Below are 10214 nucleotides of genomic sequence, written 5' to 3'. Positions count from 1 at the left end.
ATAAGCAAAAAGAATAATTCTTAACAGCATTCCCTTATCATATCCCTTTCTACCCCGGTGACTGACATTTTTAATATATTTAGAACAGTTCACTCCTTCCATCACCTTTAAGAAAGAAACAACCTCATCATCTGGATCAATAATTGTTCCAATATTCATTGGCAAAGATACCTGAATTGCGTTATAATGAGTAATGTAATTAGATTGTGAAAAAGTCGTTGTTTCCATGATCTAATTATACCAAAAAAGACAATATTTCTCAGCAACTCACTGAGATATTGTCTTTTTTGTTTTGGAACTTAACTATTTTATTTCGTTACAGCCCCTTAATTATTTTTTTGTTGTATTTGTAGGATCGTCTGTTCTACCAATTAAGTAATCAACTGTGGTGTCGTAAAATGTGGCTAGTTTATCTAAGGTATCAGCGGTCATTTCATGTTCACCACGTTCGTATCTAGAATATGTTTTTTGATTGACATGTAAATAGTCAGCTAATTTTTGTTGTGTAAGATCTTCTTTTTTTCTTAGTTCTTTAAGCCTTTTGTAATGCATATTTTCACCGCCTAGCATAATTATAGGGCAGAGAGGATAAAGAACGAACTGTTTAGACTGATATGGTCTAAAATATTAATGTATAATATATGTTTGAGTTAACGATTAGAATGATTCTCTTTTTTACTGTAAGCAGTTTTGTCATCTGTACGTTCTAATAAATAATCAACACTAGTCTCATGAAAAGTGGCAATTTTTGATAACATTTCGGGAGTAATGGTTCTTTCTCCACGTTCATAACGGGAATAGGATTTTTGGGAAACATTAAGATAGTTTGCTAATTCCCTTTGAGTTAAATCTTTATCTTCACGAAGATCACGGATTCTTTTATAAACTACCATAATTATCACCACCTGTTTTTATTATAGGATGGACCTTATTGGTCTATGCTTAAATGTCCTAAATTGGACTAAACATTTTTTTATGGCTTTATCTTTATAAAAATAGGTGATTGGTTTATAATATACAAGAGGTGAAATATGGAACAGTTTGCAAGAATTTTGAGAATGTTAGATTCTAAGTGGCTTGAAAATCTTCAAAATAAAAAGGTAGCAGTTTTTGGACTTGGCGGTGTTGGGAGTTATGTTGTTGAAGCGTTAGTAAGATGCGGGATTGGTGGGATTGTTTTAGTTGATCATGATAAGATTGATATAACTAATCTTAATCGTCAATTATATGCATTACATTCGACAATAGGAATGAATAAGGTAGATGTAGCTAAAGCAAGATGCCTGGATATTAATCCTAATTTGAATATTACAACTTATCAGCAATTCTATCTCCCTGATCAAGGAATGGAAAATATTTTTTGTGATTGTGATTTTGTGATTGATGCAATTGATACTGTGAAAGCAAAAATTGCTTTAATTGAAAATTGTTATAAATTAAAGATTCCTATTATTTCATCAATGGGAACAGGGAATAAATTAGAGCCTGAATGTTTTAAAATAACGGATATTTATAAAACTAGTGTTTGTCCGCTGGCAAGGGTAATGCGTAGAGAGTTAAAGCAAAGAGGTATAAAAAAATGTATAGTATTATATTCAGAGGAATTACCTCAAAAAGTTGATGGGGCAACTCCAGGAAGTGTTAGTTTTGTTCCAAGTGTTGCGGGTTTGATGATTGCAGGATATGTTATTAAAGAATTGGCGAAGGAGAATAAGTAATGGAAGGTATTACGGAAATTAATAAAGATAAATATATTGATAATTGTATGAAAATAGTAAAAGAAATGGTTTGTGATGAAGAGTTTAGTGATGAACTTTGGACTGTTTTAACTAATGAAATCATGGATACTTGTTTGTTTATTGGTGGGGATTTTAGTGAAGATAATATTCGTGATATTACAAATCAGTATATAAATAATGATGGGATTAAGCGTTTTAAAAAGGCACATGAGGTATTATAATGCAGCACTATTGTGAAATACCTACCCCAAAAGGAGTAATGCGTGGATTTTTTCATAAGCCAAATTGTGATAAACATCCAGTGTGTTTGATTTTTCATGGTTTTACAGGGCAGAAAACAGGAACAAAATTTTGTTATGTTCAATTATCAAGAATGCTGGAAGCTAAAGGAATAGCATCATTTAGATTTGATTTTTTAGGTAGTGGTGAAAGTGATCTTAATTTTAAAGATATGACATTTAAAGATGAATTAGCCTGTGCTAGAGTAATCTTAGAAGAAGCTTTGAAAATGGAAAATTGTACAGAAGTCTATGTTTTAGGTCATTCTATGGGAGGAGCGATAGCAAGTGAACTTGCTAAACTTTATCCTAAGGAAATAAAAAAATTGGTTTTATGGGCACCAGCATTTAACTTACCTATGGCATTGGATTATTTAACTGGTAAAGTAGAAGCGAATGTAGATGGATTATATGATCATGGTGGCTATGAAATTTCACAAAGTTTTGTTGATGATATATTAGATCGTAATTTTTATGATGGATTAAATATTTATACTAATGATTTATTGTTGATTCATGGTACAGAGGATACGACTGTTCCATTTGAAATATCTAAAATATATGTACCTAAATTTATTAATACTGCTAAATTTATTCCAATTAAAGGAGCAAATCATAATTTTGATAAGGTGGAGCAGATAAAAAAAGTACTTAGATTATCGTTAGAGTTTTTGTGTTCCTGAATATATCACTTAGTAATTAAAAGAATATAAATATATGATAGGTTTATAGAATCTGGAAGATACTTAAAATATTTTCTAGGTTTTTTTGTTTGATGTTTAAGATCATTATTTTATAAGTGGAAGGATGTTGGAGTTAAAAAGATAATTATTGTATATTTTTATTTAAATGAATAAAATTTGGTTATAAAAAACGTCGGATATAAAGGTGATTTATTTGTAGAAAAAAGATTGACATTAAGTTATGAAGTACTTATAATAAAAATGTTCTTATGAACTCTAAAGTCCCCGGTAAGGATAAAGGAGAAAAAATTAGATGAGACAAACAACTATGGCTAATGCAGCCACAATTGAAAGAAAATGGTATGTAGTTGATGCAACTGACTTAACTTTAGGTCGTTTAGCATCAGAAGTAGCATCAGTATTAAGAGGGAAAAATAAACCTACTTATACACCACATGTAGATACTGGTGATTATGTAATTATTGTTAATGCTGATAAAGTAGTAATGACTGGAAAAAAATTAGATACAGTAAATTACTATCATCACTCTGGATGGTTAGGTGGTTTAAAAGTTAAAACTGCTCGCCAATTCAAAGATCAAAATCCAACTGGTTGGGTTGAAGCAGCAGTAAAAGGTATGTTACCACATAACACATTAGGTAGAAAACAAGGGATGAAATTATTTGTTTATGCAGGTAGTGAACATCCACATGCAGCACAAAAACCAGAAGAATTGAAGATTAAAGGGTAAGGAGGAAGAACAGAAAAATGGCAAATGTACAATATAGAGGAACTGGACGTAGAAAATCTTCTGTAGCTCGTGTTATTTTGACACCAGGTACAGGAAATATCGTAATTAACGATAAACCAGCTAAAGAATACTTACCATCAGATGTTTTGTTAATGATTGTTAATCAACCATTAGAATTAACTAATACAACATCACAATTTGATATTAAAGTAAATGTTTATGGTGGTGGATACTCTGGACAAGCTGGAGCTATTCGTCATGGTATCTCAAGAGCATTATTGCAAGCTGGTACTGATTATAGACCAACTTTAAAAGCTGCTGGATTCCTTACTCGTGATGCACGTGTTAAAGAACGTAAAAAATACGGTCTTAAAAAAGCTCGTCGTGCTCCACAATTCTCTAAACGTTAATTTATTCGTTTATTCAGAGAAATTCAAAGAAACTCAAATCGTCAAAAGCCTTTATTTATCGGCTAAAACTCGATTTGAGTTTTTTTCTGTTTTTATAAATTAAAAACGGTATGCAACATATATGTAACAAGTATGCAACAAAGTTCTCACCACATATTCTCAAATATGCAACACTATAAAAAAGGAACTCCAATTTAGAAGCTCCTATGATTATTTGTTATTTTATTTCTTCAGTGATTAAATTAGAGATTTTATCGCTAAACTCTTTAACAAGTTCAGTATTGCCAATGACTATTTTATTAAATTTCTTCTCATTTCTTTTCTTTGATAAGACTAAATCAACAGTTAATGGATTTGTTTTTAATTCATTACCCTTTAATAATGTTTTAGGTCTTGATACAGTTCCATCAGAGAAACCAAGTGTTATTTGTGTATCAGTAGTGGCTATAGCACATACGATTTTATTTTTTCTAAAATCTTCTTCGATCAAAATATCATCTTGAAATAAAGTGCTAATTTTTTCTAAAGATTTAATTTTTCTTCTGACTGAACCTTTAATACTATTTTCGTTTTTTCCTTCTTTATTAAAATCAAAGTCATCTTCATTCAAAGTTCCATCATAACATTTATCAAAAAAGGAAGCGGCAGATAAATCCGTATTGATTCCAACGAGATGAAGAAAATTATCTTTTTCAGCAGATAGAATATAATAATCTCTTTTTTTGAAACCTTTAGAACAGATGAGATATTGATGGTCAACAAAAACATCTTTATAATTCTTTGATTCAGTTATTGCGATTTCTTTTACTCTTGTTTTAAAAGAAGTTTGTTCAGCCATATTTTCACTCCGTTTCTATGAAATAATAAAGGGCGATTGCTCGCCCTTTGATTTTTAGCAGTTATCTCTGCAATTGGAGCAGGTTTTAGGTCTCTGCTCCGACCAATGGACATGGGTTTTTGAGGTCTCCATACCGACCTTTATCTACATACATATAATAACATGTCAGTAGAAAAAGTCAACACATATCCATCACAAATAGTTTATTCATTTTATATCAATTTATGCGAGTTTTTATTGAATAAAAGATTTAATATTTTCAGGATAATACATCTGATTAACTGCATCAATTAATATTTTCATATCAATGTGTGTATAGACTTTCTCAGTCATTGTCATTGCACCTTTATGCCCTACAATCATCTTTGAATAAGTAGGTGATACACCTGCTTCAGCAAGTAAAGAAATACAAGTGTGTCGACAACAATGTGGAGTTTGGTCAAAACCAAGTTGTTCCATCAAAGGTAAGAAGTAACTATTATAGTAGTTTCTGTATTTGAATGGTTTTTGTTCTTCAGTATGCAATAGACGATCACAATGAGATGATTCATACCAATTTTTAATAAATGGATAGATATAATCACTTATTGGTACTTTTCGAATACCACTTTCTTCATTTAAGGTATAACCAGTGGTAACACGAACTATATATGGTTTTCTGCGACGAGAGGCATTGCTCATTTTTGACACACTGCCATAACTATTCGCTAATTTTAAAATCTTTGCCATCAAAAATCACCTCCTTTGTTTGATAAACATATTCATTAAGAGTATTCATTTGTATCTCAGTAGATATATTTTTGAGTTGTGTTTTACTTATTGTTGTATATCTTTTTAGTATTTTTTCCTTTCGTTTTTGATATAATTGTTCACAATAACAATTAAGAATAAATAATCGTTTCTTATATTGCTTATCCTTAAGCAATTGTACATATTGATGGGGATAGTATTTTTTAAGATATTCTTTTCTTTTTTTAGCATAAAAGCCTAATGATGGTTGCATATCATTAAATACTGGATAATAAATATCTCCAATCTTTTCAAATTGTATTTTATTATTTGTATTATCTTTGTTTATCATAAGTCTTTCCCTTCTTTCTGATTGGTTTTTCTAGCATTTCTTTCATTTCATCTTTACCTAAAATTTTTGAAAGTTTACTTAATTGATTGCGAAATTTTCTGTTCTCATTGCGAAGCAAAATAACTTCATCCTCTAATGGATTGATATATTGTTTTAATGAGAAAACTTCTTTTCGTAATTGCTTTACTTCTCGAAAAAGTTTGTTGTATTGAGTTACAACAATATCAACAATCTTTCTAAGTCTTTTAATAAATGGTTTTATTAGTTTATGTTGATACGTTTTAACAGTCATTAATTTTGATGGTTCGGGTATATACCATAATTCTTCTTTGTTGATTTCTTGAGTTAAGTTAATAAATTCTTGTTCATCTTCTTTTAGACTATATATATAGCTTTTCTTCTATTTCACTAATTTCATTTTTTACTTGTTCTATATTATCGGTAAGTGTTTCTTTTTGTTGGCTTAATTGAGAAATAGTAGATGATAATGTGTTGATTTCTTCTTGTCGCATTTTCTTTTCATAATTTAAGACTCTTAAATGTTTTTCGTGTGTCCCTAGCTTTAACCATTTAATATTATATTTTTCCATGATTTTAGCTAGGACTTGTTTTTCTGATACTATCCATTGATTCCATTCGGTATCACTACGACTACCACCTTTAAATCCTAATTTAGAAAGTGCTTGTTTTAAAGATACCCTTGTATCCAATCCTCGCTTACTATTTGTAGTATAAGGAATAAAATCAATATGAAGATGTGGTGTTTCTTCATCCATATGCAAGTGAGCAGAGAATACAAAGAGTGAAGAATTTCTTTCTTGAAAAGATTGCATATATTCATCAAGAATTGTTTTAGCAAGTTCACCTTCTGGAGAAGTTGCATTCGTATCATCTTTATTGCCAATTTGTATAATAACTTCGTGAAATGGTTTTTCTTGTTTGCTTGTTCTTATTTTTTCATAGTAATTCTTGATGACTCTATCATGTCTTGTTTGTTTAGTGTTATATCGTTTCAGAGCATCATCAAATAATAAATGATATGCTGATTGAATTTTCATGTTTTTATATTCGATATTCTGATTTGTACGACTTGGATCAACATTATGAGCGATAAATTTAAGGCTATTGTGATTTTCATTTCCTTTTTCAAGCATAGCACTGATAGTCCTAGTTATATGTTCACTCATAAAGGAAACCTCGTAGAGCGCAATGCATCTTTTGTTTTTGACAAAAGTGCTTGTGAGTTACTTTCGCAAAAGTAACAAAGGCAATACTTAAAAGGAAGGTTGCAAGATTGTAAGTCCCTAGATAGTCTGCAACCTTGCAATGTTAATTTAACTTCCAATACCATGATTTACCTTCTTTAAATGATTTGACATCTAGCTCAGCTTTTGCTTGATCAAGTGTGCGTTTTGAAAAACCTAATTTACTTCCTTTGTCATACATGACTTTTGCCTTTGTTGGACTATTTTTAAGTTCTCGTTGGAGAAAATCCTTTGCACGATCTTTATCAGTATATCGTTTCAATCCATCTAGTAATTCATCAGCATCTATTTCATATTCACCTAACCATTCAAATCCTTCATCATTAAAACGAAAAGCAAAAGGCTTTCCACGTTGTGCAAGACTTGATTTGTCTTGAGCAACTGCTCTTACACCTTCTTGATTTTTAATTTCACCACATATGAGTACACTACGTGCAGCAGCATGAATATCAATACTTCCTAAATTGCGATATGATGATTTTGATCCTTTTCCCTTATTCATATGTCCAATTAAAACAATAGCAACTTGGTGTTTTTGAGCGATAGTTGTTAAATTTTTTAATAATGGACGCATTTCATTTGCACGATTCATATCAATATTTTGCCCAATATAAGCTTGTATAGGATCAAGAACAAATAACTTTGCATTTTCACGTATAATTGCTTGTTCAATTCTTTCATCTAGCATATTTAATGAACATTTATCTTCATTGATAAATACAATACGATCAAAGTCAACATTTTTAAATTTTTCTAGCCTAGGTTTGATAGTATCATCATATCCATCTTCAGATGTCTGGTAAATGACATTTAATGGCTCATGTTTAATATTTTTATCCTCGGTTGGTAAAGGAGAGCCAGTTGACAGTAAACTGGCTAGATATAAAATCAACATTGTTTTACCACTTCCTGGATCTCCTTGAATAATAGTCAACTTGCCGAAAGGAATATAAGGATACCATAACCATTCAACTTCAGTAGTTTGAATTTGAGATAAGCGTGTAATTTCTAATTCAATCATATTACATTTCCACTTTAAAATATCCTGTTTCTTCCCAAACCTTCTTATCAGGACAGTAATAATTAAATTCAGATGAATTATCTTTCTTCAATGCAAATCCAAACTTCAATACACCTTTTTGTAAACCAATACGAATAAATTGTGCATCTTTTCCTATTGTCTTTGACAATTCTAAGATAGGAACATTTCTACCAGTAAATTCTGGTAATTCAATAAAAACTCTTTTTTCTTCCATTTTCACATTCCTCCTTCATTTAGAGTCTTACAATCTTGACTTTCGAACCTAAATATAGAAAATAAGGCAAATTATCCCGATAAAATGAGCGTAATTTGCCTTTTGGTATTTTCACTTTTATGTAGTGTAACAGTGCTTTTTTATTAATATTTTAAAATTTTTTTGATTTCTTCTTTTGTTTGATATTTTTTGTTTAAGTTAATACCAAATTCTTTCGATATCTCATCAATGATTTCGTCTCTATAGACGAATTGATAGATATTTGTATCCAGGTTAATGCAGTTATAGTTTTTAGTTGATTCTATAATTTTATCTACTGAGTATTTATTTCCTAACCTTTTTTCTAATAACCTAATCAAAACCAAAGCTATAAAGCATGTAAAAAAGTGTCCTTTAATATGTTCTGCTGTCCACACAAATGCTGGTCTGGATGAGAAATTTGATTTTGTCACTTTAAATGTATCTTCAATTTTTGATAGTCCTCTGTATATCTTTCTAATTTCATGATCTTCTAGTTCTGTTTCGCTGGTTACAATTGAATAATAGCCATCAAATTGTTCTTCCTCTTTGATTTTATTAAGATCAAGAGATAATGTCTTTCCTGTTTTGACTTCTCCTGTTTCTCTGTCATAATCGATATTATTTACATAATTAGCAGCTCCATAGCTTGTAGCTCTTGTATACTTAGCAGGGTTCTCTATTAGATCTTTAGCTTTCTCAATCATTTTCTCACGTTCTTTTCGCTGCTTTCTGGCATATTTTGATGAATAATATACCATTTGTTTTTGACAAACATGAACTGGCACTTTTCTTTTGCCGTCTCTTTCAATTTTGATGGTTTTAGCATATTTTCTTGATTTGTGAATAAAAGCTGCATCATCAATAAGTTCACATTGATAGCCATTAGGATTTAAAACCCAATTCTTAAATTCTTTGTCGGCACCTCTTACAGATTGACCATAGACATATCCATCCATTGGATTATGTTCTTTATTGTTTTTACCAGCAAGAAAATAGATGTTATCTGATGTGTTTAAACCACGATCAGCTACGACAATCGTTCTTTCTATTCCAAATTTAGCTTTTGTTTTCTTTAATAAAGGTCTTAATGATAACTTTTCTGACTCGTTGCCAGGGAAAAGATCATAGGCCATTGGGATACCGCTTCCATCCATTAATAATCCCATCTCTACAATAGGGTCAGGTCTTTTGTTTTTTTCGGGTCCACGTTTTCTTAATCCTTTTTCAATGATGTTGCCTTCATCATCAAAAATATCTTCATCGTTATACTCTGTTTCAAAATAGTAATTAGTACAGTCGTAAAAATTTTTAGAAGCATCTCTATGATAAGGCTGTTTGGTATTGTTCCATATAAGTTTTAGAATATCATCCTTATATTGATTGAAAAAATCAAGACTTTTATAAACCGAATCTTTTGTAATGCCGCTATCAAAAGGAGCGAAGAATCGTGCTCTGTTTTCAAAAGTGGACTTTTTAGAATTAGGGTATAAAATACGAGAAAAGACAAGTAATTCAAGGTTTTTGTTTAAGGAAAACTCAACATTGAGATATCTTTGTTTGTTTATTAAAAAATCGTTTAAACCGAGTTCGTTATATAAATGCTTATAGGGAAGATAGCCAACGTTATAGATATTTAAACCATTAATAATTTCTGTCTGTAGATCAATATTAATACTGTGAACAGTTTTAGATTTGTTTTCAATAGTCATATCATAGGCCATATCTTTAAAGTGCTGAATAGGATCGTCATAAAGATTTATAAATTCATCAAGATAGCCGATACTTTTAACAGATCGAGAACGAGGGACATTATGAGAGTCACGATAAGATTCATAAATAGCTAAATAGATACGACCGTTATGTTTTTTCATTTGTCTAAGATACATAGTAAA

General features: G+C 30.4%; 15 protein-coding genes and 1 pseudogene. 5 read left to right on the top strand and 11 right to left on the bottom strand.

Annotated features, from left to right (window positions below; translation table 11 throughout):
• The 3 genes and pseudogenes from BMW96_RS13970 to BMW96_RS13280 all read right to left on the bottom strand — a co-directional run.
• Positions 1-228 (bottom strand): annotated as a pseudogene (locus tag BMW96_RS13970) (transposase); the annotation flags it as partial.
• 102 nt (positions 229-330) lie between these two features.
• Positions 331-552, bottom strand: a complete 222-nt coding sequence (locus BMW96_RS13285; RefSeq protein ID WP_092356915.1) for a helix-turn-helix domain-containing protein — start codon at positions 550-552, stop codon at positions 331-333.
• 98 nt (positions 553-650) lie between these two features.
• Positions 651-893, bottom strand: coding sequence for a helix-turn-helix domain-containing protein (locus tag BMW96_RS13280; protein WP_092356912.1), 243 nt, complete (start codon positions 891-893; stop codon positions 651-653).
• Positions 894-1031: 138 nt separating this feature from the next.
• Between BMW96_RS13280 and BMW96_RS13275 the strand changes: the two genes are divergently transcribed.
• The 5 genes from BMW96_RS13275 to rpsI all read left to right on the top strand — a co-directional run bounded on the left by BMW96_RS13275 (position 1032) and on the right by rpsI (position 3861).
• Positions 1032-1718, top strand: coding sequence for a tRNA threonylcarbamoyladenosine dehydratase (locus BMW96_RS13275; protein ID WP_092356909.1), 687 nt, complete (start codon positions 1032-1034; stop codon positions 1716-1718).
• On the top strand, positions 1718-1960 hold the full coding sequence (locus BMW96_RS13270; RefSeq protein ID WP_092356906.1) for a hypothetical protein: 243 nt from the start codon (positions 1718-1720) through the stop codon (positions 1958-1960). Before BMW96_RS13275 ends, BMW96_RS13270 begins: the two co-directional genes overlap by 1 nt.
• Positions 1960-2700 carry an alpha/beta hydrolase gene (locus tag BMW96_RS13265; protein WP_092356903.1) on the top strand — a complete coding sequence of 247 codons (741 nt, stop codon included), beginning with the start codon at positions 1960-1962 and terminating at the stop codon, positions 2698-2700. The genes BMW96_RS13270 and BMW96_RS13265 overlap by 1 nt, the downstream gene beginning before the upstream one ends.
• Before the next feature lie 313 nt (positions 2701-3013).
• The gene (rplM, locus tag BMW96_RS13260) at positions 3014-3451 is read left to right on the top strand and encodes a 50S ribosomal protein L13 (RefSeq protein WP_092356901.1); all 438 of its coding nucleotides are present in this window, start codon (positions 3014-3016) and stop codon (positions 3449-3451) included.
• Between the two features lie 17 nt (positions 3452-3468).
• Positions 3469-3861: a 30S ribosomal protein S9 gene (gene rpsI / locus BMW96_RS13255; RefSeq protein WP_092356898.1), complete on the top strand. Its 393-nt coding sequence runs from the start codon at positions 3469-3471 to the stop codon at positions 3859-3861.
• Positions 3862-4078: 217 nt separating this feature from the next.
• On the opposite strand, the gene BMW96_RS13250 is transcribed toward rpsI, so the two are convergent.
• The 8 genes from BMW96_RS13250 to BMW96_RS13215 form a co-directional block, all read right to left on the bottom strand.
• Positions 4079-4699, bottom strand: a complete 621-nt coding sequence (locus BMW96_RS13250; RefSeq protein ID WP_092356895.1) for a PBECR4 domain-containing protein — start codon at positions 4697-4699, stop codon at positions 4079-4081.
• Between the two features lie 234 nt (positions 4700-4933).
• A complete protein-coding gene (locus tag BMW96_RS13245; protein ID WP_092356892.1) occupies positions 4934-5428 on the bottom strand; it encodes a tyrosine-type recombinase/integrase in 495 nt (164 codons plus the stop codon).
• Positions 5400-5780, bottom strand: a complete 381-nt coding sequence (locus BMW96_RS13240) for a TnpV protein (RefSeq protein WP_092356889.1) — start codon at positions 5778-5780, stop codon at positions 5400-5402. The genes BMW96_RS13245 and BMW96_RS13240 overlap by 29 nt, the downstream gene beginning before the upstream one ends.
• Positions 5764-6072: a hypothetical protein gene (locus BMW96_RS13235; RefSeq protein WP_092356886.1), complete on the bottom strand. Its 309-nt coding sequence runs from the start codon at positions 6070-6072 to the stop codon at positions 5764-5766. The genes BMW96_RS13240 and BMW96_RS13235 overlap by 17 nt, the downstream gene beginning before the upstream one ends.
• Before the next feature lie 88 nt (positions 6073-6160).
• The gene (locus BMW96_RS13230; RefSeq protein ID WP_244881326.1) at positions 6161-6967 is read right to left on the bottom strand and encodes a plasmid recombination protein; all 807 of its coding nucleotides are present in this window, start codon (positions 6965-6967) and stop codon (positions 6161-6163) included.
• A 142-nt stretch (positions 6968-7109) separates the two neighbouring features.
• Positions 7110-8066, bottom strand: a complete 957-nt coding sequence (locus tag BMW96_RS13225) for an AAA family ATPase (RefSeq protein ID WP_092356883.1) — start codon at positions 8064-8066, stop codon at positions 7110-7112.
• A 1-nt stretch (position 8067) separates the two neighbouring features.
• Positions 8068-8301, bottom strand: coding sequence for a hypothetical protein (locus tag BMW96_RS13220; protein ID WP_092356879.1), 234 nt, complete (start codon positions 8299-8301; stop codon positions 8068-8070).
• A 143-nt stretch (positions 8302-8444) separates the two neighbouring features.
• Positions 8445-10208, bottom strand: coding sequence for an IS1634 family transposase (locus BMW96_RS13215; protein WP_092356917.1), 1764 nt, complete (start codon positions 10206-10208; stop codon positions 8445-8447).
• Positions 10209-10214: the final 6 nt, after the last annotated feature.

Source organism: Thomasclavelia cocleata, from assembly GCF_900102365.1.
Taxonomy (GTDB): domain Bacteria; phylum Bacillota_I; class Bacilli_A; order Erysipelotrichales; family Coprobacillaceae; genus Thomasclavelia; species Thomasclavelia cocleata.
Note: the sequence above shows the minus strand (reverse complement) of the source record. Positions and strands in the feature narration are given on the sequence as shown.

What these genes read in the sequence shown, in the direction of transcription:
- BMW96_RS13285 (WP_092356915.1), bottom strand. Translation starts at nt 552, where the DNA reads ATGCATTACAAAAGGCTTAAAGAACTAAGAAAAAAAGAAGATCTTACA.
- BMW96_RS13280 (WP_092356912.1), bottom strand. Translation starts at nt 893, where the DNA reads ATGGTAGTTTATAAAAGAATCCGTGATCTTCGTGAAGATAAAGATTTA.
- rpsI (WP_092356898.1), top strand. Translation starts at nt 3,469, where the DNA reads ATGGCAAATGTACAATATAGAGGAACTGGACGTAGAAAATCTTCTGTA.
- BMW96_RS13220 (WP_092356879.1), bottom strand. Translation starts at nt 8,301, where the DNA reads ATGGAAGAAAAAAGAGTTTTTATTGAATTACCAGAATTTACTGGTAGA.
- BMW96_RS13250 (WP_092356895.1), bottom strand. Translation starts at nt 4,699, where the DNA reads ATGGCTGAACAAACTTCTTTTAAAACAAGAGTAAAAGAAATCGCAATA.
- BMW96_RS13265 (WP_092356903.1), top strand. Translation starts at nt 1,960, where the DNA reads ATGCAGCACTATTGTGAAATACCTACCCCAAAAGGAGTAATGCGTGGA.
- BMW96_RS13235 (WP_092356886.1), bottom strand. Translation starts at nt 6,072, where the DNA reads ATGACTGTTAAAACGTATCAACATAAACTAATAAAACCATTTATTAAA.
- BMW96_RS13230 (WP_244881326.1), bottom strand. Translation starts at nt 6,967, where the DNA reads ATGAGTGAACATATAACTAGGACTATCAGTGCTATGCTTGAAAAAGGA.
- BMW96_RS13275 (WP_092356909.1), top strand. Translation starts at nt 1,032, where the DNA reads ATGGAACAGTTTGCAAGAATTTTGAGAATGTTAGATTCTAAGTGGCTT.
- BMW96_RS13225 (WP_092356883.1), bottom strand. Translation starts at nt 8,066, where the DNA reads ATGATTGAATTAGAAATTACACGCTTATCTCAAATTCAAACTACTGAA.
- BMW96_RS13240 (WP_092356889.1), bottom strand. Translation starts at nt 5,780, where the DNA reads ATGATAAACAAAGATAATACAAATAATAAAATACAATTTGAAAAGATT.
- BMW96_RS13215 (WP_092356917.1), bottom strand. Translation starts at nt 10,208, where the DNA reads ATGTATCTTAGACAAATGAAAAAACATAACGGTCGTATCTATTTAGCT.
- rplM (WP_092356901.1), top strand. Translation starts at nt 3,014, where the DNA reads ATGAGACAAACAACTATGGCTAATGCAGCCACAATTGAAAGAAAATGG.
- BMW96_RS13245 (WP_092356892.1), bottom strand. Translation starts at nt 5,428, where the DNA reads ATGGCAAAGATTTTAAAATTAGCGAATAGTTATGGCAGTGTGTCAAAA.
- BMW96_RS13270 (WP_092356906.1), top strand. Translation starts at nt 1,718, where the DNA reads ATGGAAGGTATTACGGAAATTAATAAAGATAAATATATTGATAATTGT.